Annotated in this window: 19 protein-coding genes, 1 tRNA gene and 1 pseudogene; 6 read left to right on the top strand and 15 right to left on the bottom strand. The window is 67.2% G+C overall.

Annotated features, from left to right (window positions below; translation table 11 throughout):
* Positions 1-141 precede the first annotated feature (141 nt).
* On the top strand, positions 142-1,059 hold the full coding sequence (gene ypfJ, locus Q5H94_RS00640) for a KPN_02809 family neutral zinc metallopeptidase (RefSeq protein ID WP_304559077.1): 918 nt from the start codon (positions 142-144) through the stop codon (positions 1,057-1,059).
* Between the two features lie 176 nt (positions 1,060-1,235).
* Here the strand turns inward: ypfJ and Q5H94_RS00645 are convergent, their stop codons facing one another.
* Both Q5H94_RS00645 and Q5H94_RS00650 read right to left on the bottom strand, forming a co-directional pair.
* The gene (locus Q5H94_RS00645) at positions 1,236-1,793 is read right to left on the bottom strand and encodes a hypothetical protein (RefSeq protein ID WP_304559079.1); all 558 of its coding nucleotides are present in this window, start codon (positions 1,791-1,793) and stop codon (positions 1,236-1,238) included.
* Positions 1,794-2,210: 417 nt separating this feature from the next.
* Complete coding sequence (locus tag Q5H94_RS00650; RefSeq protein WP_304559081.1) at positions 2,211-3,206, bottom strand: DUF2171 domain-containing protein; 996 nt, start codon at positions 3,204-3,206, stop codon at positions 2,211-2,213.
* A gap of 247 nt (positions 3,207-3,453) precedes the next feature.
* Between Q5H94_RS00650 and Q5H94_RS00655 the strand changes: the two genes are divergently transcribed.
* Positions 3,454-3,529 (top strand) — tRNA-Ala (locus Q5H94_RS00655).
* Positions 3,530-3,578: 49 nt separating this feature from the next.
* Here Q5H94_RS00655 and Q5H94_RS00660 read toward each other — a convergent pair.
* The 9 genes and pseudogenes from Q5H94_RS00660 to Q5H94_RS00700 all read right to left on the bottom strand — a co-directional run bounded on the left by Q5H94_RS00660 (position 3,579) and on the right by Q5H94_RS00700 (position 17,048).
* A complete protein-coding gene (locus tag Q5H94_RS00660) occupies positions 3,579-5,543 on the bottom strand; it encodes an MGH1-like glycoside hydrolase domain-containing protein (RefSeq protein WP_304559083.1) in 1,965 nt (654 codons plus the stop codon).
* A 103-nt stretch (positions 5,544-5,646) separates the two neighbouring features.
* On the bottom strand, positions 5,647-8,445 hold the full coding sequence (locus tag Q5H94_RS00665) for a TonB-dependent receptor (RefSeq protein ID WP_304559086.1): 2,799 nt from the start codon (positions 8,443-8,445) through the stop codon (positions 5,647-5,649).
* Between the two features lie 178 nt (positions 8,446-8,623).
* A complete protein-coding gene (locus Q5H94_RS00670) occupies positions 8,624-9,973 on the bottom strand; it encodes a glycoside hydrolase family 27 protein (protein WP_431312124.1) in 1,350 nt (449 codons plus the stop codon).
* 2 nt (positions 9,974-9,975) lie between these two features.
* Positions 9,976-11,007: pseudogene (locus Q5H94_RS00675) on the bottom strand (glycoside hydrolase family 43 protein); the annotation flags it as partial.
* Positions 11,008-11,009: 2 nt separating this feature from the next.
* On the bottom strand, positions 11,010-11,996 hold the full coding sequence (locus Q5H94_RS00680; protein WP_304559090.1) for an arabinan endo-1,5-alpha-L-arabinosidase: 987 nt from the start codon (positions 11,994-11,996) through the stop codon (positions 11,010-11,012).
* Positions 11,993-13,552 carry an alpha-N-arabinofuranosidase gene (locus Q5H94_RS00685; RefSeq protein ID WP_431312125.1) on the bottom strand — a complete coding sequence of 520 codons (1,560 nt, stop codon included), beginning with the start codon at positions 13,550-13,552 and terminating at the stop codon, positions 11,993-11,995. Before Q5H94_RS00685 ends, Q5H94_RS00680 begins: the two co-directional genes overlap by 4 nt.
* Positions 13,553-13,566: 14 nt before the next feature.
* Positions 13,567-14,493, bottom strand: coding sequence for a Gfo/Idh/MocA family protein (locus tag Q5H94_RS00690; protein ID WP_304559092.1), 927 nt, complete (start codon positions 14,491-14,493; stop codon positions 13,567-13,569).
* 1 nt (position 14,494) lies between these two features.
* On the bottom strand, positions 14,495-15,487 hold the full coding sequence (gene araD1 / locus Q5H94_RS00695) for an AraD1 family protein (RefSeq protein WP_304559094.1): 993 nt from the start codon (positions 15,485-15,487) through the stop codon (positions 14,495-14,497).
* Positions 15,488-15,542: 55 nt separating this feature from the next.
* The gene (locus Q5H94_RS00700) at positions 15,543-17,048 is read right to left on the bottom strand and encodes an aldehyde dehydrogenase (NADP(+)) (RefSeq protein ID WP_304559096.1); all 1,506 of its coding nucleotides are present in this window, start codon (positions 17,046-17,048) and stop codon (positions 15,543-15,545) included.
* A 102-nt stretch (positions 17,049-17,150) separates the two neighbouring features.
* Here Q5H94_RS00700 and Q5H94_RS00705 point away from each other — a divergent pair, with 102 nt between their 5' ends.
* Positions 17,151-17,909, top strand: a complete 759-nt coding sequence (locus Q5H94_RS00705; protein ID WP_304559098.1) for a FadR/GntR family transcriptional regulator — start codon at positions 17,151-17,153, stop codon at positions 17,907-17,909.
* A gap of 141 nt (positions 17,910-18,050) precedes the next feature.
* On the opposite strand, the gene Q5H94_RS00710 is transcribed toward Q5H94_RS00705, so the two are convergent.
* The gene (locus Q5H94_RS00710) at positions 18,051-19,361 is read right to left on the bottom strand and encodes a sugar MFS transporter (RefSeq protein ID WP_304559100.1); all 1,311 of its coding nucleotides are present in this window, start codon (positions 19,359-19,361) and stop codon (positions 18,051-18,053) included.
* 191 nt (positions 19,362-19,552) lie between these two features.
* Here Q5H94_RS00710 and Q5H94_RS00715 point away from each other — a divergent pair, with 191 nt between their 5' ends.
* The 3 genes from Q5H94_RS00715 to Q5H94_RS00725 are packed head-to-tail and all read left to right on the top strand — an operon-like array spanning position 19,553 to position 23,356.
* On the top strand, positions 19,553-20,647 hold the full coding sequence (locus Q5H94_RS00715) for an aldose epimerase family protein (RefSeq protein WP_304559102.1): 1,095 nt from the start codon (positions 19,553-19,555) through the stop codon (positions 20,645-20,647).
* A gap of 14 nt (positions 20,648-20,661) precedes the next feature.
* Positions 20,662-22,461, top strand: coding sequence for an IlvD/Edd family dehydratase (locus tag Q5H94_RS00720; protein WP_304559104.1), 1,800 nt, complete (start codon positions 20,662-20,664; stop codon positions 22,459-22,461).
* A 1-nt stretch (position 22,462) separates the two neighbouring features.
* Positions 22,463-23,356 (top strand): SMP-30/gluconolactonase/LRE family protein, encoded by an 894-nt coding sequence (locus tag Q5H94_RS00725; protein ID WP_304559106.1) that lies wholly within the window; start codon positions 22,463-22,465, stop codon positions 23,354-23,356.
* A gap of 29 nt (positions 23,357-23,385) precedes the next feature.
* On the opposite strand, the gene Q5H94_RS00730 is transcribed toward Q5H94_RS00725, so the two are convergent.
* From Q5H94_RS00730 to Q5H94_RS00740, 3 genes are read right to left on the bottom strand one after another with little or no spacing between them, the layout of a single operon-like run.
* Complete coding sequence (locus Q5H94_RS00730) at positions 23,386-23,670, bottom strand: DUF3325 family protein (protein ID WP_304559108.1); 285 nt, start codon at positions 23,668-23,670, stop codon at positions 23,386-23,388.
* Positions 23,667-25,226 (bottom strand): PepSY-associated TM helix domain-containing protein, encoded by a 1,560-nt coding sequence (locus Q5H94_RS00735; protein ID WP_304559110.1) that lies wholly within the window; start codon positions 25,224-25,226, stop codon positions 23,667-23,669. The genes Q5H94_RS00730 and Q5H94_RS00735 overlap by 4 nt, the downstream gene beginning before the upstream one ends.
* Positions 25,223-25,537 (bottom strand): hypothetical protein, encoded by a 315-nt coding sequence (locus Q5H94_RS00740; RefSeq protein WP_304559112.1) that lies wholly within the window; start codon positions 25,535-25,537, stop codon positions 25,223-25,225. The genes Q5H94_RS00735 and Q5H94_RS00740 overlap by 4 nt, the downstream gene beginning before the upstream one ends.
* Between the last annotated feature and the right edge of the window lie 24 nt (positions 25,538-25,561).

The following is a 25,561-nucleotide window of genomic DNA, read 5'->3' on the forward strand; positions in this document are numbered from 1 at the left end:
GCCTGACATGGGCTGCTGCAGCGCAGCGATCAACGACAGTTTGATGAAAATGGCGTCATCGCCGGAAAATCGCGGTGGCTTGCAACACCGCGTGCGCCCGCGCATTCAGACGGAACCCGTAACGACGCCGGAACCCACGCGATGCGCCTCGACGATTTCGACGACAACATCAATGTCGAGGACCAGCGCGGGCAGGGCGGCGGCGGATTCGGTTTCGGCGGTGGGGGCGGGGGCGGCGGGTTGCTGTTCGGGCTGCTGCCGCTGGTGATGAGCCGTTTCGGCTGCGGCGGCGTGGTCGTGCTGCTGCTCGTCATGGCGGTGTTCGGCGGGCTGGGTGGGCTCGGCGGCGGCGGCGTGCAGACCGGTGCGCCGACGCAGATCGGCCAGCCGCAGCGCAGCGGCACCGACGTCAAATCGAGCTGCACGGTCGATGCGGCCAGCAAGTCCGCATGCAACGCCTTCAGCTCCGCCGACCGGACCTGGGCGGCGTTGTTCCAGCGATCGGGCGAGCGTTTCGTGAAGCCCAAGCTGGTGTTCTACGGCGGTAGCGGCCGCTCCGGCTGCGGCGCCGCACAGAGCGCGATGGGGCCGTTCTACTGCCCGACCGACCAGGGCATCTACCTCGACACGAGCTTCTTCGACGAGCTCGCCAACCGCTTCGGGGCGAAGGGCGATTTCGCGCAGGATTACGTGATCGCGCACGAATTCGGCCATCACATCCAGAATCTGCTCGGCGCGTCGGACAAGGTCCACCAGATCCAGCGTTCGGGCAGCCAGGTGGAGGGCAATGCCGCCTCCGTCCGGCTCGAGCTGCAGGCGGATTGCTATGCCGGCGTCTGGGCGGCGCAGAACCGCGACCGGCTGGAACCCGGCGACGTGCAGGAGGGCATGACCGCCGCGCACGCGATCGGCGACGATACGCTGCAGCAGCAGTCGCAGGGCCGCGTGGTGCCCGACAGCTTCACCCACGGCACCTCTGCGCAGCGCATGCGCTGGTTGCAGAAGGGCCTCGACAGCGGTGATCCCGCCCAGTGCGATACCTTCAGCGGGGCGATCTAGGCGACGGTGATGCGACGCTAGAGTGATAGCTTGCTTGACAGATTGACACCTGAATCGAAAATATCCGGGTCGATCGTTTCCAAAAATGCACCAATGCCAACGATGGGAAAGAGCAGGTGCGACTTTCGCAGGTTCGTGGCGTGTAGGACAGCAAGAAGTCCGCGCGACGTTACTGCTCAAGCGTAGCGCGGATCGGCCTCCGCCGGCATCGCGAGCATCTGATCGTGGGCCGAACGCAGCAGGTCTTGTGCCAGCGTCAGGTTGCGCGCCTCTATGGCAGGGCGCAGCAGATCGTTGATCGGCACGCTCGTCGTCAGCAGGCCCGGCCCGCGCGGGAGCGCCAGTACGGCGAGGATGCCGCGTTCGACGAAGGCCGCCGCCAGGCCGATGAAGCGCTCGCTCTCCAGCGTCTCCGGCGGCCCGATCAGCAGCAGATCGACCGCGTGCTTGTAGCCGTAGGGCGGCGTGCCCCACACGATCAGCACGCCGCTGCGATCGGGCCGCCAACTGTCGTCGAGCCCCGGCATACTGCGCCAGACACAGTGATAGTCCCGGCAGATGCTAAAACGGGTCTCATAGATCGCGCAGCCGCCGCCGACGATGCAATGTTCGCAAGCTAAACCGGCGGGTTTGTCGATGCCGCCTTCCATGATGGTAAGATCGGTGCAGCAGGCGGTGCAGGCACCGCAGTCGCGTCCGGGGACCAGTACGTCAGTTGACTTGCGAGTCTGCATGCGCGCGCGACCAGAGAGAGGATGCGGACTGATCGCACACTGTCTGCGGACTTGCACAGCAATTTTTCGTTACGGGATGGGGAGTCGAGAGCTTGCGGTGACGCTGGCCATAGCAGTTGGCGCAAGTAACGGATTGGGAATGTTGAGTGAATTGATTTGGAAAGCGTCGTGTAATCGGGGCAGTTAGCGCGCCGACGGCAAAGCCGTCGGCCGGAATCAGGCGCTGCCTGACCCGCCGGCCGGTTCGGGCGATGCGCTTTGCGCACCGGCGCGGGCGTCGCCGCGCCTTCGCCCAAACAAAAGAGCGGGCGTTCCCGGGGGAACGCCCGCCCATCACCCGGTGGGGCGACCGTGCCCGCGCCGAAGCACGGACACGAGGGAGAACTTTGGGGAGAACTTTGGGGAGAACCTTTGTGTTCAGTAGGTTCCCGAGAAGCTGCGGTTCAGCACGTGCGGGCCGTTGCTGTCGGCATTGCCCGCACCGCGTGCCTGATCTTCGCCGAAGAACGCCTGGTTGCGTTCCTCGTCGCGCCAGTGCGCATGGGCCTCATCCGCGGTCTTGCGGATCTTGACCTGATTGTCGTCGACCGTCTCGATCCAGCGCGACGGGATCGAGTGATGGCGGCCGCCGGCCTCGGCGTCGTTCTTGGTCAGGATGATGCGGTCGCCGCGCACCTTGTCGACCGTGCCGACATGCTGGCCGTCGGAGCCGACCACGTCCTGATGCTCCTTCACGCGCGACAGCGAGCCGCGCTGGCCCTGCCGCTCGGTGCGCCACGTGCCAAATTCGTTCGAGAACTTCGAATGGTTCTCGCGGCGATATTCGTCATAGTCGCGGTCGAGCGCGTCGATCTGCGTGCGGCGCCACTGGTGGTAATCGTCGTCGCGGCCGAAGCGATCCTGCTGGCGGTAGTAGCGCTCGTCCTCGCGCGCGTCGCGTTCGCGGCGGCGCTGGGCATCCTCGTCGCCGAACCATGAGCGGACCTCGTCGCCGGCGCGATTGAAGAAGCCGCGATCGTCGTAATCATAGCCCTGTGGCTGGCGGCCGTAGCCACGGTCGCGATCGGCGTCGCGGTTGCGGCCCGTCTCGGTGAAACGGTGGCCGTCGCTGGCATAGCTGCCGTAATAATCGCGACCATAGCCCTGCTGTCCGTAGCCGCGCTCCTGATTGAAGCTGCGATCACTGCCGTAGCCGGCGCGATAGTCGCTGCCATAGCCGCCGCGCCCGTCGTTGCCGTAGCCGATGTCGCGACGGTTGCGGTCGCGATCATACGCGCCCGCGGCCTGATAGTCGCGCGCGCTGGAATAGGAATAGTCGCGGCCCGATCCGTAATCGCGACCGTAATCCTGCGGCTCCTGACGGTTGTAGTAATCGCCCAGATTGCTGTTCTGGGGATAGCGTTCATAGCCCATGATGGCGTCCTCCTGAGACGGTCATGCAATGCCGGCGGCACGAGCGCTCGCCCGGTCATTGCCCGAAAAGAAGGAATGAAAGAGACGTTTGTTCCGTGACTTGGCTGTCACACCTGGCAGGTCGCCGCGCCTTCGGAGCGGCCCGTCGCAGCGGAAAAAACGCGGCAATGGCGGGCAAGCGCGGCGGCGTGGTTGCATCGGGAAAAAAGCGCGGTTACAGGCGTCTTCCCGCACGCGCGGCTGGCGCGGGGCTGTAGCTCAGATGGGAGAGCGCTGCAATCGCACTGCAGAGGTCAGGGGTTCGATTCCCCTCAGCTCCACCAGCCACTTTATCTCCTGAAATCCGTATCTTACGACCGGCATCCGGACCTGTCAGAAGAGCTTCACTTCCGAAAGCCTGATCTGCGTGCCCGGCCGTTTCGTGAACACGACGCGAAGCCGCTGTGCCGAGACCGGTTGCCAGGCGCTTGCCGATGTCGTCACGGTGTGGCGCAGGCTGGTGGAGGACAGGTCGATCCATCCTTCCTTTGCCCAATATTGCAGCCGGTACGCGCTCGGTGGTGCGAACGTTCCACCCGCGAAGAACGACAGTTCCGCGCTGCGCAGCGATACGGATTTGCCGAGATCGAGCGAGAACCATTCGGTCGCGCCCTTCGCGGTGGAGTCCCAGCCATTGGGGCTTTCGGGGAAGGACCAGAGGCGTCCGTCGATGGCGTCATGGAGTTTCTCCGGGTCTCTCCCGCTCGACGCATCGGCGCGGGGAAAATCGGACCGGACCAGGTTCACCGCCAGATCCACCGGGCGTTCGATCGCGCGATTGGTGCGCGGCTGCACCGTGACGGTCAGGCGGCCGGGCGTTTCGCGCTGGCCCGCCAGGACGCCATCCACATAGAGCCGCAGGCCCCTGCCGGCGCCGTAGCGGCTGCCGTCCTCGTCATAGAACACCGATACCAGCCGCCCGTGATAGGGCACGTCCTGCAGCGCGAAGTGGCGGATGCGGTCCTTGCCCTCAGTGGCGATCAGCGGGTCGACGGTGAGGTCGTCGCCGTCCGAAGGCCGCAAGCCCACCAGCCCGGTGATCACCAGATCGTCGAAGCCGCTGTGGAAATAATGGTGGCTGCGCGCCAGCCCGACGATCGGCTTGCCGGTTTCGGGATCGTAATCCTCTTCGAGATCGAGCCGGTCGCCCTGCAGGTGGAGCCGGGCATATTGGCGCAGCAGGCGCATGTAGTCCGCGCGGGTGACGGCCCCCTGCGGCGCATCGTGGAGCAGGTTCGCCATGCCCATCAGCACCTGCGTCGTCTGGAACGGCCAGACGGGCCCGTTCCACTGGCACTCGCGCCCGCCGCTATCCTTGTCGTAGCGATACTGCCGCATGTAATATTGGTAGGAGGGTTCGACCGTGCGCATCCCGGCCGCCCCCGCGAAACCCCGCGGCGAGAGCAGATGTTTCCACGCGGCGGTGTAGCGGGGATCGTCGACCAGCCCGAAGGTCCAGGGCAGATAGCCGACAAGTTCGCGCGCGCGGATCGGCTCCCAAGAGCGGACGTGCTCGTTGCCGACCTTGTAGCGATCGACGAAATGGCCGAGCGGAGCGCTCCACAGATCGGCAAGCATCCGCGCCTTCAGCCGCTCCGCGCGGCCGGCATAATCGGCGGCCACGGCATCTTCGCCGGCCAGCGCCGCGATCCGGGCGATGGCGCGGGCGTTGGCCGCCATGTAGCTGTTGATCGACGGGCGAAACGCATCGCCGCCGCGAAACCCGTCCTTGCCGCCCGAGGCGTCGATCGAGGAGACGGTATATTCGGTCGCGTCGAGCAGCGGCTCGATCCAGTAGAGGCCCTTCGCGACGTCGAAATGATCGTCCCACAGGCCGTAGACGTGCCGCATCGCGCCGAGGTGCCGCAGCGCGCCTGCGCGGTCGTGATCGACGAGATAGCGTGCCCAGACGGCGTCGGCGATGGCCTCGCTGAAATGCCGGTCGTTGCCGCCTTCGTCATAGAGGAAATTGATGTAATCGTCGGCGAAGCGCCGGTCGCGCAACCAGCGTCCTTCGTAGAGGTGGAAACCGGTCGCGTCGTTGAGGCTGGCGTAGGGCTCGCGCTGCCAGCCGACATCGTCGAGGAACTCGGTGGTGATATAGCCCTTCGCGCCGAGATCGCGCTGGTGCGCGCGGAACACCTGCCAGCGGTAGTAATAGACCCGGTCGAGCAGCGGGTCCGAGCTTTCGAACAGCGGGATGTTGTCGACGTACCAGGCCGCGTCGCTGCCGTAGCGTTCGGCGAGGATCTTCGGCGCGTCGAGGCGCGTCGGCGGCGCGGGCGCCGCGGCGGCCAAAAAAACGGGCGCCGCGCACAACAGGAGAGTGCGCAGCGCCCGCAAGAGGTGTCCGGGTCCGCTCACAAGGGGAGGAGCAGCGGGGCCGGACGAGGAAACAGCATCAGCGGAAGCCGTAGCGCACGCCGATCGCGAAGGTCCGGGCGAGGAGGGTGGTGCCGAGGTTGAAGCGCTCCGGCCCGCCGACATCGTCGAACTTGTAATAGGTCTGCTGCGTCGACTGAAGCAGGTTGACCGCATCGAAGGTGATGCCGAGCCGATCGGTGACGTTGTACGTCAACTGTACGTCGAGGCTGCTTTCCGGCGCGCGCCACACGCCGATCGGATTGGCGAACAGCCGTGCCTCGTTGTTGGCGAGAAATTCCTTGCGCCAGACGTAGGAGACGCGCGCGCCGACCGGGCCCTTATCGTACGCCAGCGTGGCATTGTACGAGAAGTTGGAGACGCCGAAGAACGCCGACTGGAACTGCCCGGTGAGATTGCCGGCGGAGTCGAACTGCGGGATGTTCTGGCTCGAATCGAGGAAGGTCGCGCTGCCCACGAAGCCGAGGCCGTCGAGCAGGCTCGGCAGGTAATGCGGGAAGTAGGTGACGCCGACCTCGATGCCCTTCAGCACGCCGTTGGATGCGTTGAGCGGGCGCGTGATCGCGAAGGTGTTGGTGGCGCCCGCGACGATGCCGTTGTTGGGGATGGTCTCCAGCCGCGTGACCGGCACGACCAGCCCGTTGATCTCGCGACGGAAGCCCGTCACCGTGATCGCGCTGTCGCGGTCGAAATACCATTCTGCCGCGATGTCGAAGTTGCGCGACGTCGTCGGTTTGAGGTTGCCGGTGCCCGCCGAACCGCTGCCGTAGCCGACGTTGGTGAGATCGCCCGTCAGCGTGTAGTTCGGGTTGACGTCGGTGAAGTTCGGGCGGCGCAGCGTCTCGCCGTAGTTGAAGCGCAGCCGCAGCTTGTCGGTGATGGCGTAGCGGGCGGTGAAGCTCGGCAGGAACTTCTCCGCGCCGTTCGAGGCGTTGGTCTGCGCGAAATTGTTGTAGCGATCGAAGAACTTCGAATTGGTGTCGACCGTCACGAAGCGCACGCCGCCCTCCATCTGCAACGGGCGGCCGAACAGCGAGATCTCGGCATCGGCCTGCACATAGGCCGACAGCGTGATCTCATCGATGTCGAACACCGTGCCGAGCGTGAGCTGGTCCGAGGTCTTGAGGCCGTAGAGCGTGCGCACCTTGTCGGCATTGGCATAGACCCAATAGCCGTTGGCGAGCACCCAGCTCGTCGGGATATCGGCGCGGCCATCGAAGAAGCCCTTGTTGGTGAAGGCCGCATCCGCACCGAGCGAGGCGAGGCTGACGCCGAGGTTGCCGGCATCCTGCGACCGTACCGCCGTCGAGGCCTTGCGGTCATCGAAGCGGAAGCCGCCCTTGATGCGGCGCAGGAAGCCGTCGTCCCACGTATATTCGCCGTCGATCGTGCCGGTGATCGCGCTGCCCTTGTCGCGCTGGGCGTTGTCGTAGAGCTGGGCGACGTTCCACACGCTCGGGTCCGCCAGCAGCGCGTCGTTGGCGAAGTGATAGGAGGGGATGCCGCCGCCGGCGTTGAAATCGACGTTGATCGTGTCCGCCACACGGTCGGTACGCATCGCGATGAACGACGTATTGTAGGTGCTGGTCTGGTAGGCGAGATCGGCGACGATCTTGCCGTGCGTGCCGACGTCCCATTTGCCGTTCAGCGCGTAGACGAAGCTGTCGGTCTTGTTCTGCGTATAGTCGCCGCTGTTGAAGCCGTACACGCTGTTGGCGACGCGCGACTTCACGATGTTGGTGCCGTCGTACAGCGTCGGCTGCTGCGCGTTCGCCCAGAAATCGACGAAGCTGAACTGCAGGCTGTTGAAGGTGTTGCCGCGGAAGCCCGAGTAGAACACTTCGGCGGTGTAGACGCTGCTGCTGTTGGGTGCCCATTGCAGGGCGACGTTGAACGAGGGGCGCACGCGCTCGCCGTACAGATCCGAGCTGAACACCGCGTCGCGCGAAAGATAATAGGGCGTGGCGACGCCATTGTTGATGAGCGTCGAGCCAGCCGCCGTCGGCAGGCCGCGATCGAGGCCGACCTGCCAGTTGGGCGGGCTCTTGCCGTCAGGGAAGATGCGCTCGAACGGGGCGAGGCCCGATCCGGCGGGCGGGTTCAGCGTCGCGAACGGTACGAGCGCGCCCGCCGTCGTCGTCATGTCGCGGTAGTTGGTCTTGCTGTAGCTGCCGTTCACCAGGATGCCGATATCGCCGATCCCGGTTTCCCAGCGGTCGCTGACGAGCAGGGCGGCGTTCGGATTGAAGGTATCCGCCTGCTGGTTGTAGATGCCGCGCGCGAGGCCGGAGATGGCGAAGCCCTTGAAATCGAATGGGCGGCGCGTCTTGACGTCGACCTGGCCGGCGAGGCCGGTTTCGATCTGGTCGGCCGAGCGCGTCTTGTAGACGTCGACCTGCTTGATGAGGTTCGCCGAGATATCCTGCAGCGAGAAGGACTGGCCCGCCGCGGTGAAGATGTTGCGGCCGTTGAGCGTGGTGAGCGCGTCGGGCAGGCCGCGGATCGAGATGCCCGCCGCTTCGCCGCCGCTGCGGTTTGTCACCTGGATGCCGGTGACGCGCTGGAGCGCCTCGATGACGTTGTTGTCGGGCAGCTTGCCGACGTCTTCCGCGACGATCGAATCGATGATCTGCGTCGAATCCTTGCGGACGTTGAGCGCGCCGACGATCGAGGCGCGGACGCCGTGGACGACAATGTCCGGCGCGTTGTCGTCGGTGGATTCCGCCGTCTGCGGAGGAGTCGATTGCGCCATCGCCGGTGCCGCCGCGAGCAGCGACAGCAGGGAAACCGAGCACAGGATTACGGGCTTCATCGCCATTAGAAACATCCCCATTCCTAGCCGTTCGTGTGCGGCTATTAGTCCTACAAATCAAATGCAGCTTTGGCATCGAGTCTGCGATGCGTCAAGCCGATACCGCCGTGTTCGCGCGGGCATTGGCAGAAATTCGTGCCGAGCGATGCCAGAAAGGCACAGATCATCACTGAACAAGTAAGAGTTATAGAGCGACCTCAGGCGTGATCTTCAGCAGCGCCGTACCGTGCGGGGGCAGATCGCGCGCGACGGTATCCCGCATCGTCATCGCGGGCCCGCCGGTCCACAGATCGCGCGCCGATGCGGACGCGGGCATCCCGATTTCCCGCAGCGGCAGCGCCACCCGCCGGATAGTGTCGCTCGTGTTGAAGAGGGCGACATAACGGTCCGCATCCTCGGCCCGCGCAGACCACACGCGCGTGCCGTCCGCGACGAAATGCGGGCGGTTGCCGCTGCTCGCCTGGTTGACCGAGATCACCGCGCGGTTGGTCAGCAGCGCGAGTGTCGCCGCGTCGAGATGGCGCAGATCGCCGCCCATGATCAGCGGCGACCGGGCGATCGCCCACAGGGTCATCAGCGTACGCTGTTCGTCGGGCGTGAATTTCGTGTCGCGCGCGCCCATCGCGATGCGGCCGAGCGGCAGCATGTCGGCATCGGGCCAGTGCCCGCCGCCGATGTGCGGGCTCCAGTTCTCCAGCCGCGTGAACTGCGCCTCCAGCAGTTTCCAGTCGTCCCAGAAATCGTCGGAGATGCGCCACATCTCGGCATGGCGGCGGACATGATCGGCGCGCACGACCGGCGTCTCGCCGGGCGACAGGCTGAGGATCATCGGCCGGCCGCAGCGGCGGATCGCCAGCGCGATGGCCTCGATCTCCGCCGCGTGCGCGTCATAGGGGCGGCTCATGTCGTCGACCTTGACGAAATCCACGCCCCAGCGCGCATATTCGGCGAACACGCCGTCGTAATAGGCCTGCGCGCCGGGCTTGCGCATATCGACGCCGTACATATCGACGTTCCACGAGCAGATGCTGTTCGTGTCGGCGATGTCGCGCGCGCGGTAGGACGTGCCGGCGAGCGGCAGGTTGGCGGCGACCGCCGCGCGCGGGATGCCGCGCATGCGGTGGATGCCGAATTTCAATCCCAGCGCGTGGACCTGGGCTGCGAGCGGCGCGAAGCCCTTGCCGCCTGCGCTCGACGGAAAGCGCACCGGATCGGGCTGGAAGCGCCCGAAAGCGTCCATCACCGGCACGATATCGGCGTTGTAATCATAACCCTTGGCGCGCGGATCGTACCATTGATGATCGACCGTGAAGATCGAATAGCCCGCCGGCAGCAGCTTTTCCGCCATGATGCGCGCGGTCTCGATCGCCTGCGCCTCGGTGATCGTCACCGCGAAGCTGTTCCAGCTGTTCCAGCCCATCGGCGGCGTCGGCGCGAGCGCGGCCGTCGCAGGGACTTTCGCGCCGGCAAGCGCGGGCAACACCGCGCCTGCCGCGCCCGCTGCGAGCAGCGTGCGGCGGTCGATGCCGCTCAAAGCAGGCGGCCGTTGGCGACGGGCTCGCCGAATACGGGCGTGCCGTCGGCGGCGTAGCGGAAGCGCTGCATCCGCGTGTGGCGGTTGGGATCGAACAGCGGATCGCCGCTGATCTTGGCATAATCGCGTGCATGATAGACCAGCACGTCGCGGCCACGCTCGTCGGTGGTGAAGCTGTTGTGGCCGGGGCCGAACACTTTATGCGCGGGCGACGACTGGAACACCGGCACCGGCGACTTCGTCCAGTTGGCGGCATCCATGATGTCGCCGTCGGCGGGCGCGGTCAGCATGCCCATGCAATAGCGATCGTCGGTCGCGCTCGCCGAATAGGTCATGAACAGGCGGCCGTTGCGTTCGAGCACGGCGGGTGCCTCTGCGACCTTGAAGCCGCGCACTTCCCAGTCGAGCGTCGGCACGGTGAGGCGCACCTGCTTTGCCGCCAGCGTCAGCGGCGTCGCGAGCGGGGCGAGATAGAGATTCGAATTGGTCTCGATGCCCGGCTCGCGCTGCGCCCAGGCGAGATAGCGTGTGCCCTTGTGGACGAAGCTGGTGCTGTCGAGCGTGAAGCTGTCCCACGCCGTCTGCAACTGGCCGAGCACCGACCAGGCCCCGGTCATCGGATCCTTGCCGTCGCAGGCGACCGCATAGGTGCGGATGCGGAACACATCCTCGCCGCCGCCGCTCGGCCCCGCCGCGAAGTACATGATCCAGCGCCCGTCGATCAGATGCAGTTCAGGCGCCCAGAGGAAGCCCGACATCGGGCCGGATTTCTCGTGCCGCCACAGCACGCGCTCGGTGGCGGTGGAGAGCCCCTCGAGCGTCTTCGAACGGCGCAGCACGAGCCGGTCGTATTCGGGCACGGAGCCGGTCATGTAATACCAGCCGTCGGTATGGCGGAACACCTGCGCGTCGGCGCGCTGACGCACCACCGGGTTGACGATGGCGGGTACGGCCGCGCCCTTTTTCGCGAGCGCGGGGGTGGCGGCGAGCGCCGTGGCGCCGGCGACGAAAGCGCGTCTGGTGAAATCGGTCATGCTCAATCCTCCGCTGTCGGCCAGCCGTCCGCGCCCCACCGCACACGGGCGATGCGGAGCGTCGGCGTACCTTTGTTGTCCTTGTCGTAGGCATGGTAGACGACGTAATCGGTGCCGTCCGTATCGTGCAGCCAGCCGGCGTGGCCGGGGCCGCGAAAGCGATCCTTCTCGGGCAGATCGGCGCGCAGGAACACGCTGCCGCCGCCAGCCATCATGCTGCTGCCGTCCTTGCCGAGATAGGGCCCGGTAATCGCCTTCGAACGGCCGATAACGGTATAATAGGTGCTCTGCGCGCCCTTGCAGCAATAGTCGTAGGAGGCGATCAGCCAGTAATAGCCGCCGTGATCGACGATGAAGGGCGCCTCGACCGGGGCGGGGGCTCCGGCGGGGGCGGGGCGCCGCGCGATGGAAATCGGCGCGGCCTTGGGATCGAGCGGCTTGCCCGTTGCGGGATCGAGCCGGAACAGCTTCAGTCCGCTCCAGAAGCTGCCGAGCGACAGCCATTGGCGGCCTTGGCGATCGACGATCAGATTGGGATCGATCGCGTTGAAATCGCTCTCTTTGGTCGACATCAGCACGAGCCCGTCGTCGCGCCAGCCGTAGCCGGGCGCCTTGGGGTCGAGTGTCGGACTGGTCAGCAGTCCGATCGCCGAGCGGTTCGATCCGAAGGTCGAGACGGCATAGTAAAGCCGCCAGCGCCCGTTCACGAAAGATATGTCGGGCGCCCAATAATCGCCGCTGCCCGGCACCGCCTGCTTGGTCCAGGCGGGAAGCATCTCGATCACCTTTGGCGCAGCGCTCCAGTAGACGAGATCGGGCGAGGTGCGAACGCCGCCGCCGGTGGTGAATACATAATAGGTGCCGCCCTCGCGCGCGATGACGGGATCGTGGACGGGGGTGATGTCGCCCGCCAGCCGGTCGTTGAGCGTCTCCCCCGAAGCGGCGGAGACGCTCAGCAACAGCGCGGCGAGGGCGGCGAGGCGCTTCATTTGAGGTCGAGCATCACGACCGACTTGGCGGGGAGGGTGACGACCAGCGCACCGCCGTCGATCCGCGCGCCGTCGAACGCGGCTGGCTTCACGGCATCGGGCGCGCCGAAATCGTTGAGCGCGTTCATCGCGCCCGCCGTCAGCACTTTGCCCGACACGGTCGCCGCCGTGATCCCGTCGAGCGCGATGCGGACGGTGTTGGCGCGGTTCGGGTCGAGATTGGCGAGCGCGACGTGCGCCACCCCCGCCTTGTCGCGCACAGCCGACGCGCTGACCGCCGGCATCGACCATTTGCCGGCGCCGTAGCCGGGCGACTGCACGTCGATCGGCAGCACCGTCGCGTCCATCCACGGCTTGTAGAGATCGAACACCCAATAGGTCGGCGTTTTCACCATCTTCGCGCCGTCGGTCAGGATCATCGCCTGCAGGACGTTGACCATCTGCGCGATGGCCGACATCTTCACCCGGTCGGCGTGCTTGGCGAAGATGTTGAGGTGGATCGCCGCGACCAGAGCGTCGCGCAGCGTGTTCTGCTGGCGCAGGAAGCCGGGGTTGGTGCCGGGATCGCCGGCATACCAGGTGCCCCATTCGTCGACCGCGAGGAAGATGCGCTTCTTGGGATCGTATTTGTCCATGATCGCGCTGTGCTTCGTGATCAGGTCGTCCATGCGGTTCGCCTCGGACAGCGTTTCCGCCCAGCCGCTCTCGTCGAACTGCGTGGCGGAGGCGCGCGGCGGCCAGCTTCCCGGAATCGTGTAGTAATGGAGCGACAGGCCGTCGACCTGATCCGCCGCCTCGCGGATCATCGTCTCGGTCCATTTGTAATCGTCGACGTTCGCGCCCGAGGCGATCTTGAGGATCTTCGTATCCTTCGGCGCCTTGATGAAGGTCGCGTAGCGGCGCGTCTCGTCCGCTGCGAATTCCGGGCGCATGTTGCCGCCGCACCCCCACAGCTCGTTGCCGACGCCGAAATAGGGGACCGCCCACGGTGCCTTGTGGCCGTTCTTCGCGCGCTCCTCGGCAAGGCTGCCGGCGGGCGAGGTCATATATTCGACCCACTCCGCCATCTCGCGCGGGGTGCCGTTGCCGACGTTGCCGGCGATATAGGCCTCCGACCCGAGCTGATCCATCAGATCCATGAACTCGTGCGTGCCGACGGCGTTGGGTTCGGTCACGCCGCCCCAGTGGGTGTTGATCTTGACCGGGCGGTTCGCGCCGATCCCCTCGCGCCAGTGATATTCGTCGGCGAAGCAGCCGCCGGGCCAGCGCACGACGGGCACGCCCAATTCCTTCAGCGCGCCGACCACGTCGTTGCGGAAGCCGCGTGTATTGGGGATCTTCGATCCCTTGCCGACCCACAGGCCGCCGTAGATGCCGTTGCCCAGATGCTCGGCGAACTGCGTGAAGATGCGCCGGTCGTACGTCGCGCCGGGCTTGTCGGCGTGCAGCGTGGCGGTCGCCGCACCCTCGGCCGGGGTGGAAGCGGGGGCCGTCTGCGCCATCGCCGTACCGGACAGCAGCCATGCCGCCGCGAATCCTGCCAGAGCTTTCCTCACGTGCGTCTCTCCCTTTATTCGTTGAACGGCTCGACGATTTCCCGCTTGGCGCGCAGGAAAGCGTCGGCGACCAGCTTCAGCGGGCTGGTATCGACATCGCTCCTGCCCGTGCGGATCAGCGTGGCGAAGCGTGCATAGAGGCCGGCATATTCGCGGTCCTCGCTATGTTCGGTGCCGCTCGGCAGCGTCAGCACGGAGCCGCCGCGCGACAGCTTGAGTGTGCCGGCGTCGGTCTCGACCGTGATGTCCCAGCTCTGCGGGCCGGTCTGGCGCCAGTCGAGATCCATCGTGATCTTCGTGCCGGCCGTGTCGCAGAATACGAGATCGGCGGCGATCGGGGCCGAGCGGTTCTCGGGCCGCTGCAGCACGCCGCGCCGCAGGAAGAAGGGGCGGGGCAGGATATGCGTCGCGATCGACAGCGCGTTGATGCCGGGATCGAATACGCCGAGGCCGCCGGGTTCCCAGATCCACGCCTGTCCGGGGTGCCAGACGCGCACGTCCTCGCGCCAGACGATCGCGACCGAGGTGACGTGGCGATCGGCGAGCCATGCGCGCGCCGGGGCGACGCCCGCCGCGAAGCGCGAGTGCCACGCCGCGAACAGCGACGCGCCCGCGCGCCGTGCGCGCTCGGTCAGCGCGTCGACTTCCGAGAGCGTCGCGCCGGGCGGCTTTTCGAGAAACACGTGGACGCCGCGCGTCAGCGCCATCTTGGCGAGATCGTAGCGCACCTGCGGCGGGGTGCAGAGCGCGACGGCATCGACCGCCGGCCCCTTGGCGAGCAGATCCTCAAGGCTTTCGAGGTGCGGCACGCCGTCGATGCCCTTGTCATGCGGACTGACGGTCGCGGCGAGGCTGAAGGCGGTGTCGCCGGCGATGGCGGGCAGATGCTGGTCGCGGGCGATCTTGCCCATGCCGACCACGGCGATGCGGATCGGGTCCAACCTACAGCGCCTTCACGATGACGGGCTTCGCCACGTCGCGCACCAGCGAGTTGCGCAGCGGCAGCGTGAACGGTGCCGCCTCGATCTCGAACACGTCGCCTTCCTGCGTGCGGATGCCGTCGGCGAAGGACAGCGTCGCGGTGCCGAAGAAGTGGACGTGGATGTCGCCGGGCCGGCGGAACAGATCGTATTTGAAGTGATGCTGTTCGAGGTTGGCGAAGCTGTGCGACATATTCGCCTCGCCCGACAGGAAGGGCTTTTCCCACACCGTCTCGTTGCCGCGCCGGATGCGACTGACGCCCTCGACATGATCGGGCAATGCGCCGGTCAGCAATTCGGGACCGAGTGCCGCCTGGCGCAGCTTGGAATGGGCGAGCCAGAGGTAGTTGTGCCGCTCGGTGACGTGATCGCTGAATTCGTTGGCGAGGCAGATGCCGAGCCGGAAGGGCGTGCCGTCCGGGCCGATGAGGTAGATGCCGGCAAGCTCGGGCTCCTCGCCGCCATCCTCGGCAAAGCTCGGCATGGCGAGCGGCGCGCCGGGGGCGACGAGTGCCGATCCGTCGCCCTTGTAGAACCACTCCGGCTGCTGCCCGGTCTCACCCTCGGCGGGCTTGCCGCCCGCGACGCCTTCCAGGAACATCCGCATCGAATCGGTCTGCGCGGTGGCTTCGGTGGCGGCGCGGTGCATCTTGTCGCGCCCTTCCGCGGAGCCGAGATGCGTCAGGCCGGTGCCCGCGAGGATCAGGTGTGCCGGGTCGTCATGGTCGATCGGGGCGATGATGTGTCCGGCCTCATATTCGGTGGCGAGCAACACGCTGTCGCCCGTGCCGCACGCCGCGACGGCGGTGACGAGATCGGTGCCGGCCTCGATCGCCCGCATCGCCAGTTCGCGCACGGAAGAAACGCCGTTCACGAAAGCGGCCGATCCGTCGAACGCGGCAATGACGGCGCGCGCGCCGGAGGTGTCACGATGCTGCAGCAGGCGCAAAGCCATTCAGTCCACTCCTTTCAAGCGCGCCGCTGTTACGGCCGCGCGCAGTCCGTTGATGTCAGCCGCGCTTGCCGTCGGTGAGGTGCGGGGTCGCAGCAAGCGCATCGTCGCGCAGGTCGGCGGGCAGCAGGCCCTGCGCGATATTCTGGTAGGATACCGGCCGCAGGAAGCGGTCGATCGCAAGGCTGCCGACCGAGGTCGTCCGCCCGTCCGAGGTCGCGGGATAGGGGCCGCCATGCACCATCGCATGCGTCACCTCGACCCCGGTGGGCCAGCCGTTGGCGAGGATGCGCCCGGCCTTGCGCTCGAGAATCGGCAGCAGGCGCGCGGCGAACGGCTCGTCCGCCGCGTCCATGTGCAGTGTGGCGGTGAGCTGGCCCTCGGTGGCTTTGAGCACGTCGGCCAGTTCGACCTCGTCGCGGCAGCGCACGAGGATCGCCGACGCGCCGAACACCTCGTGGCCGAGCTTCTCGTTGGCGAGGAAGGTCGCGGCATCGGTCGAGAAGAACGCGGCCTGGCCGCAAGCCGTGCCGCCCGCGAGGCCGCGCGCGACGAGGGCGACGTCGCCCTGTTCGGCGAGCGTCGCGACGCCCTTCTCATAGGCGGCGTGGATGCCATCGGTCAGCATCGGTGCGGCGGCGCTGGCCGACAATGCCGCGCCGGCGGCGGCGACGAAGGCGTCGAGTCCGTCGCCCTCGATCGCGAGCAGCAGACCGGGGTTGGTGCAGAACTGCCCCGCGCCCATCGTCAGCGAACCGACGAATGCCATGCCCAGCGCGTCGGCGCGCGCGGCGAGCGCGGCGGGCATCAGCACGACGGGATTGATGCTCGACATCTCGGCATAGACCGGGATCGGGACGGTACGATTCTGCGCGAGCTTGAGCAGGGCGAGCCCGCCGCCGCGCGATCCGGTGAAGCCGACCGCCGTGATGCGCGGATCCTGCACCAGAGCGGCGCCGATCTCATTGCCCGCGCCGGTGACATGCTGGAACACGCCCTCGGGCAGGCCTGATGCCGCGACCGCGCGGCCGATCGCGCCGGCCACCAGGGCGCCGGTGTCGGGATGCGCGGGATGGCCCTTCACCACCACCGGGCAACCGGCGGCGAGCGCGGAGGCCGTGTCGCCGCCCGCGGTGGAGAAGGCGAGCGGAAAGTTGGACGCGCCGAACACCGCGACGGGGCCGAGCGGGATCATGCGCAGGCGCAGGTCGGGGCGGGGCAGGGGTGCGCGATCCGGCAGGGCGGGATCGTGACGCAGGCCGAGCCATTCGCCGCGCCGCACGACGTCGGCGAACATCTGGAGCTGGCTCACGGTGCGGCCGCGCTCGCCTTCGAGCCGGGCGCGGGGCAGACCCGATTCGCGCATCGCCGCTTCGATCAGCGGTTCGCCGATGGCGACAATCTCCTGCCCGATTCGCTCGACAAACGCGGCGCGCGCCTCGCGGGTGGTGTTGCGGTAGGGTTCGAAGGCGGATTCGGCCGCCGCGCAGGCGTCCTCGACCGAAAGCGGGGCACCATCGCCGGGGATTTCCAGTTCTGGTGCGATGATGCTGTCGACGGTCATTGCCTTCTCCTTATTACTCCGACTTAATAGGCGCAGATGCGAAACGCAATCTTTCGTTCCACCGTTGTGCGACGAAGGATAGGACGGCATGGGAGGATGCAGATGACCGATCGGGGCGACACGGGTGCGGACGGCAAGGCGGCGGCGACGCCGCGCACGCCGCGCGGCACGGGCCGGCGCTTGCACGGCGCGATCGCGCACAAGCTCGGCACGGCGATCGTCTCGGGCGAATATGCACCGGGCGATATCCTGTCGAGCGAGGTCGATTTCTCGGAAGCGCTCGATGTCTCGCGCGGCGCCTATCGCGAGGCGATCCAGGTGCTCGCCGCCAAGGGGCTGGTCGAAAGCCGGCCGAAGGCGGGCACGCGCGTGCTGCCGCGGCTGCGCTGGAACCTGCTCGATCCCGACGTGCTGGCCTGGGCTTTCGCCGGCGAGCCCGACAAGGGCTTCGTGCGCAACCTGTTCGAATTGCGCGCCGTCGTGGAGCCGGCCGCGGCGCGCTTCGCGGCGGAACGGCGCGACCGCGAGGAATTGCGCATCATGAAGGATTCGCTCGCCGCGATGCGCCGCCACACGCTCGCGACCGAGGCGGGCCGCGCCGCCGACCGCGATTTCCACGACGCCATCCTCCGCGCGACCCGTAACGAGGCGATGATCGTGCTCAGTGCGAGCATCGGCGCTGCGGTGAGCTGGACGACCCAGTACAAGCAGCGCGCTCGCGCCCTGCCGCGCAACCCGATCCCCGATCACGCGAAGGTCTATGACGCGATCGCCGCGGGTGACGGCGACGCGGCCGACGCCGCGATGCGCGTGCTGGTCGACCTGGCGTTCGAGGACACGCGCTTCGCGATGCCGGAGTAAGGCTACTTACCGTTCGCCATGAGCTTGTCGAAGCCTGTCCTGAGCTGGCTTTGCCAGCCAGCCGAAGGGAGCTGCACTTCTTGGCACGAAGAAAGGGCAGGGCTTCGACAGGCTCAGCCCGAACGGTGAGGGGGTCGCTCGTTACTTCACCACCTCTGGCGGCGGGAGTTCGCCGGTCGGCTTCGATCCCCACAAAGCGTAGAACAGCACGTAGAGTTCGCATGCGACCGTCAGCAGGAACGACATCTGCAGGCCGAACTTGTCGGCCAGCCAACCCTGCACGATCACGAGCGCGCCGCCCGCGATTGCCATGATGAGCAGGCCTGACCCCGCCTCGGTCAGCGGGCCGAGGCCGCGGACACCGAGCGTGAAGATCGTCGGGAACATGATCGAGTGGAACAACCCGACCGAAATCAGCGCCCACATCGCCACTTCGCCGTGCGTGAAGGTGGTGATCGTCATCACCACGAATGCGCCCACTGCCGCGACGGCGAGTACCTTTTCGGCCTCGATCCGCTGCATCACGAACGCGCCGGCGAAACGCCCGACCATCATTCCGCCCCACAGGAAGGTGAGGTAGCGGCCCGCCTGCTCGTGCGTCAGATTGGCGATGTCGGGCTGGCTGACGAAGTTCACGAACAGGTTCGCGACGCCGATCTCCGCGATGAGATAGATGAAGATCGCGGGCACGCCGAACACCAGGTTGCGATGGCGTAGCAGCGAGTAATTTTTGCGCTCGGCCGCCGTCGCGCGGTTCGCGGCGGCGCCCATTGCCGGCAGCGGGAAGCGCGCGATGACGACCGCCAGGACGATCAGCACGGCGGCCACCAGGATGTACGGCAGAATCACCGATTGCGCATCGGCGAGCCGTTCGGCCGGGGTCAGCACGGTGCCGGCGAGCGCGGTGCCGCTCTTGGAGCGACCGAGGATCAGATAGGCGCCGAAGCCGGGCGCGAGCATCGTCCCCGCCGAATTGAGCGCCTGCACGAGGTTGAGCCGCGCCGACGCCGTCTCCGGGCTGCCGACGACGGCGACATACGGGTTGGCGGCGACCTGCAGCAAGGTGATGCCGCTGGCGATGACGAACAGCATCGTCAGCGTGACGCCGTAGGAGGGGATGCTCGCCGCCAGCGTCATGCCGAGCGCACCCGCCGCCATCGTCAGCAGGCCGACGACCAGCGACTTCTGGTAGCCGATCCGCCGGATCAGAAAGGCGGAGGGGATCGCCGCCACGAAATAGGCGATGAACCACACCGATTCGATGAACGTCGTCTGGGTGTAGTTGAGATCGAACACGCTGCGCAGGTGCGGCAGCAGCGTGTTGTTGATGACGGTGATGAACCCCCACATGAAGAACAGGCTGGCGAGCAGCGTCAGCGCGGGGCGATAATTGGTGCCCGGCGCAGGCGGTTCCGCGGCCACCGCCGTCGCTACATTCACTGGCCCGGCCATCCCATTCTCCTGTCGCTACCCATCATGGCAGATTTTCCAGCCTCACATAGATGGCTTGCTCTGCTTTCATTTGTCGGACTATATAACTGGCAAGCACGCGTCAACGGGCGTGCATATACGCAAGGATCGAGGATATGCGGGGAACGATGCGCTCGGGCGCGATTGTGGCGATGGTTGCAGGGATTGCGGGAATGACGACGGCGAGGGCGCACGCGGCCGAGGCGAAGCGCGAGACGGCGGGCACGCTGAAGGACGGCACCGCGATCGAGGCCGTCACTCTCTCCAACGGCAAGGGCGTTTCGGCTCGGATCATCAGTTTCGGTGCCACTCTGCAAAGCCTGATGACGCCCGATCGCGAGGGCAGGCTCGCCGATATCGAGCTCGGTTATGACGATATCCAGAGCTATGCCGATCATCCCAATTACTGGGGCGCGAGCGTGGGCCGCTACGCGAACCGTATCGCCGGCGGCAAGTTCACGCTCGACGGGAAGGCGTATCAACTGTCGCAGAACGACAAGGCCAATTCGCTGCACGGCGGCGCGAAGGGCTTCGACAAGCGCAACTGGCGGATCGTGGCGGTGAAATCGGGCGCACAGGCGAGCGTCACACTGGCGCTGACCAGCGAGGCGGGCGACCAGGGCTATCCCGGCACGCTCAAGGTGACGGCGACCTATGCGCTGAACGACGCGGGCGACCTGACGATCGATTACGGCGCGACCAGCGACGCGGCGACGATCGTCAACCTGACCAATCACGCCATCTTCAATCTGGCGGGCGAGGGCGCGCCGGGCGGCGTGGGCGGTCACCGGCTGACGATCCCCGCCAGCCGCTACACGCCGGTCGATGCCGCGCTGATCCCGACCGGCGAGCTGAAGCCGGTCGCGGGCACGGTGTTCGATTTCACGAAGGGCAAGATCATCGAGGGGTCTTTGCGCGACGGGCGCGATCCGCAGATCGTCGCGGGACGCGGCGTCGATCACAATTTCGCGCTCGATGCCGGGGCGACCAAAGAGCCCAAGCTCGCCGCACGACTGGAGGATCCGGCATCGGGCCGCGTGCTGGAGGTGTGGAGCGATCAGCCCGGCGTGCAGGTCTACACCGGCAATTTCCTCGACGGCACGCTGATCGGCAAGCAGGGCCACCTCTACCGCATGGGCGACGGCATCGCGCTCGAGCCGCAGCTTTTCCCGGATACGCCCAACCAACCCGCGTTCGGCTCCGCGCGGGTCGATCCGGCGCATCCCTATCATCACCGCATGATCTTCCGCCTGTCGACGACCGGCTGAACCAAGGACTCTCGATGACCGACACTTCGCCGACGCCGAAGCTGCGCAGCCGCGCCTGGTTCGACAACCCCGCCAATATCGACATGACCTCGCTCTATCTGGAGCGGTATCTGAACTTCGGCATCAGCCTGGAAGAATTGCGTTCGGGCCGGCCGATCATCGGCATCGCCCAGACCGGCAGCGACCTGAGCCCCTGCAACCGCCATCACCTCGTGCTGGCCGAGCGCGTGCGCGACGGCATCCGCGAGATGGGCGGCGTGCCGCTCGAATTCCCGGTCCATCCGATCCAGGAGACGGGCAAGCGCCCGACCGCCGGGCTCGACCGCAACCTGTCGTATCTGGCGCTGGTCGAGGTGCTGTACGGCTATCCGCTCGACGGCGTGGTGCTCACGATCGGCTGCGACAAGACGACGCCCGCCTGCCTGATGGCGGCGGCGACCGTCAACATCCCGGCGATCGCGCTGTCGGTCGGCCCGATGCTCAACGGCTGGCACAAGGGCGAGCGTACTGGTTCCGGCACGATCGTGTGGAAGGCGCGCGAGCTGCTGGCGGCGGGGGAGATCGACGAGGCGGGCTTCATCAAGCTCGTCGCGAGCTCCGCGCCGTCGACCGGCTATTGCAATACGATGGGCACGGCGACGACGATGAACAGCCTTGCCGAGGCGCTCGGCATGTCGCTGCCCGGCAATGCCGCGATCCCCGCGCCGTACCGCGACCGGCAGGAATCGGCCTATTGGACCGGCCGCCGCATTGTAGAAATGGTGCATGAGGATCTGAAGCCCTCGGACATCCTGACGCGCGATGCCTTCCTCAACGCGATCGTCGTCAATTCGGCGATCGGCGGATCGACCAACGCGCCGATCCACCTTGCCGCCATCGCCCGCCATATCGGCGCGGAGCTGTCGCTCGACGACTGGCAGGACTATGGCCACAAGGTGCCGCTGATGGTGAACCTGCAACCGGCGGGCGAATATCTGGGCGAGGATTATTACCGGGCGGGCGGCGTGCCCGCCGTGGTGGCCGAGCTGATGAAGCAGGGCCTGATCCGTGAGGATGCTATCACCGCCAACGGCAAGAGCATCGGCGACAATTGCCGCGATGCGACGATCGAGGACGGGAACGTCATCAAGCCGTTCGACGCGCCGCTGAAGGAAGAGGCCGGCTTCATCGTGCTGCGCGGCAATCTGTTCGATTCAGCGATCATGAAGACCAGCGTGATCAGCCCCGAGTTCCGCGACCGTTACCTGTCCAACCCGGAAGATCCCGAGGCGTTCGAGGGGCCGGCGGTGGTGTTCGACGGGCCGGAGGATTACCACCACCGCATCGACGATCCCGCGCTCGGCATCACCGACCGCACCCTGTTGTTCATGCGCGGGGCGGGGCCGATCGGCTATCCGGGCGCGGCCGAAGTCGTCAACATGCGGCCGCCAGCCTATCTGATCCGCGAGGGCGTCCATGCGCTGCCGTGTGTCGGCGACGGGCGGCAATCGGGCACGTCGGGATCGCCGTCGATCCTCAACGCCAGCCCCGAAGCGGCGGCGATGGGCGGGCTCGCGCTGCTCCGCACCGGCGACCGCGTGCGGATCGATCTGCGCAAGGGGACGGTCGACGTGCAACTGCCGGAGGCCGAACTGATGGAGCGCCGCGCCGCGCTGACCGAGGCGGGCGGCTATCCGTATCCCAAATCGCAGACGCCGTGGCAGGAGATGCAGCGCGCGGTGGTCGGCCAGATGGAAACCGGCGCGATCCTGGAAGGTGCCGAGAAATACCAGCGCATCGCCCAGACCGCCGGTCTGCCGCGCGACAACCACTGAGATGACGGACTGGCGCATCGTCGCGCGCGAGACGCGCGATACCCTCGGCGAGGGTACGCTCTGGTCCGCACGCTACGACGCGCTGTTCTGGGTCGATATCCTCGCGCCCGCCGTCAACCGGCTGTCGTTCGCGGACGGCAGGATCGATCGGTGGGCCATGCCCGAGCCGGTGGGCTGGCTGGTCGAGCGGGCGGAGGGCGGCTTCATTTGCGGGTTGCAGAGCGGGTTCGCCGAACTGTCGCTCGACCCGTTCGCGATCCGCCACATCGCCGACCCCGAGCCGCACCTGCCCGGCAGCCGCATGAACGATGGCAAGGCGGACGCCTCCGGCCACATCTGGTGCGGGACGATGGACATGGCGGAGGAGGCCGATTGCGGCGCGCTCTACCGCCTCGGCCCCGGCTTCGCGTGGGAGCGGATGGATGAGGGCTACCGCGTGCCGAACGGTCCCGCTTTCTCGCCCGACGGTGCGTGGCTCTATCATAGCGACACGGCGCGGCGGACGGTGTTTCGCTTTGCCCGCAAGCCGGACGGGTCGCTCGGCGCGCGCGCCCCCTTCATCCGCTTCGCCGAGGCCGACGGTCATCCCGACGGCATGACGACCGACAGCGAAGGCTATCTCTGGATCGCGCATTGGGGCGGCGGGCGCGTCAGCCGCTTCGCACCCGACGGCACGCTCGACCGCGCCGTGCCGCTGCCCGCGCGCCAGATCACCAACGTCGCCTTTTGCGGGGAGACGCTCGACCGGCTTTTCGCCACGTCCGCGGCGATCGGCCTGGACGATGCGCGTGCGGAGGATGGCGCGGTGTTCGAGATAGACGCCGGTGTCCGGGGGACGCCGCCCGGTTTGTACGGTGCCGAGCCGCTATCGCGAGGGGCGATGGCGGCCTCGTAAGCGGCCAGCCGGCGCGGACCGAGCGTGCCTCAGTGTGGCCCGATTTTCCAGGCTGGCCCGAAATTGAGGAACAGGAAGGTCGCGGCGGCCCCGGCCATGATCGCCCCGGCCCAGCCGATCGCGCCGAACACCGGGCCCCAGGCGAGCATCGCCAGCACGAAACCGATGCCGAGCAGGCCCCAGGCGGCCGCGCGCAACGCCTTTACGCGCGGCTTCGGGCACGGGCCACCGATGCGCTTGCGATGATGCGGGTCGGTCGCCAGCGCGAAGCAGGCAAAGGCGGCGACCGCCACGATCAGGCAGAGCGTTATCATACCGTCATCGCCACGCGCTCGGCGTCGCGCGCGCGACGCACATAGGGGCGGTGGCGGCGCACGCGGTTCGCCGCCCAGCCGAAGCACAAGCCCAGCGCGAGCAGCGTCAGGTCGGCTGCGGCCAGCACCCAGTCGCCGGCGGCGATCGTCGCGGGCAGGCCCTTGGGCGTCGCGATCATGTCGAACACCGGCAGCGCGACGAGCAGCGCGCCCGTCAGCCCGAGCAGTTCCGCCCAGGCGCGCACCGGCTTGCGGACAAAGGCGAACAGCAGCACCGCGCCCCACAGCGCGAACATCGTGTTGACCTCGGCATTGGCGCGGTCGGCCAGGCCGACGGGCAGCAGGCGATTGGCCCACAGGAACCCCGCGATCGCCAGCGGGTAGCCGCCGACGACGCCGACGTTGAGCCGCTCGACCAAATGAAAGCCGAAATGCGGGCGCTCGGGATCGGGCAATTTCTCGCGGCGCTTGACGGTCCACAGTACGAGCCCGCTCGCCACCATCAGCGACCCACCGATCCCGCAGAGGAAATAGAGCCAGCGCATCGGGTAGTCGCCGAAGCGGCCCGCGTGCAGGCCGATCATCGCGCCCGCCGTCACCTGTGCGCCACCGCTCGGCGGTGAGGCCCAGATCACTTTGCCGGTGACGCCGTCATAGGTGATCGACGGCGTGTAACTTGACAGCATTGCGCGGTTGCTCGCCGACATGGTGACGCGCGCGGCGGCATCGCCGGGGTTCGTCACCGCGATGAAATCAACGGGCGTGCCCAGCCGCCGCGCGCCGTCGCGCCACAGGCTGGCGATATCGACGAGCGGTGCCGGCCGGTCGGCGCGCTCGGCGGGCGGGGCCTGCGGGAAGGTGAGATCGAAGAACGCACCGGGCTTGGCGTAATTGGCGACCACCGCCCACGGCATCAGCATCGCCATCAGCGTGACGAGACCGGTGTAGGTGATCATCAGGTGGAAGGGCAGGCCGAGGACGGCGACGGCATTGTGCCCGTCGAGCCACGAGCGCTGTCCCTTGCCGCCACGGAAGGTGAAGAAATCGCGGAAGATCTTCTTGTGCGTGACGATGCCGCTGAGGATCGCGACGAGCATGAACATCGCGCAGATGCTGACGATCCAGCGCGCCCAGATCACCGGCATGTAGAACAGGTCGAAATGGAAGCGGTAGAAGAAGTCGCCGCCGCGCGTCGCCCGCGCCGTCACCGGCTGGCCCTCGGCGTCGATCGTCGCGGATGTGTCGCGGCGACCGTGGCCGCGTCCGCCGCCCTTGGCGGGCACCCAGAACACGCTGCCCGCCGCCGAGCGGTCACTGGGGGCGGTGATGAACCACGTCTTTGCGTCCGGCGCTTTCTTCGCGAGGAACGCCTGCGAGCCGCGCACGACGCGCGCCGGATCCTCGACGCGCGGCAGTTCGGGTTGCGCCCAGCGGTTGAGCGCCTCGCGCCAATAGGCCGTCGTGCCCGAGACGAAGACGATGAACAGCACCCAGCCGACCAGCAGGCCCGACCAGGTGTGAAGCGTCGCCTGGCTCTGGCGGAAACTCTTGCTCATATCCGTCCGGTCAACTGAATCGAGATTGCGGTGATCGCGCCCGCCGCCGCGCCCGCCAGCAGCATTGTCCAGAACGCGCGCCAGCCGCTGCGCGCGGCGAACGCCCACATCGCGGTGACGGCGCAGATCGCGAAGGCGACGAGCGTCGCCGCGATCGTCGCATTGGCGGGCCCGCCGGGCAGGATGCGGGCGAGCGCCATCGCCCACAGGCTCGCGACGGCATAGCCGCCCGGCATGGCGACAAGGATGCGCAGCGCATTGTCGCCGCGCCGCAGCCACGCATCGCGTCGCCCCGCCACCGTGCGGCTCACGATATCGTCCGGGAGATGGCGAGG

Origin of the sequence: Sphingomonas immobilis (genome assembly GCF_030580995.1) — a bacterium.
GTDB lineage: Bacteria > Pseudomonadota > Alphaproteobacteria > Sphingomonadales > Sphingomonadaceae > Sphingomonas > Sphingomonas immobilis.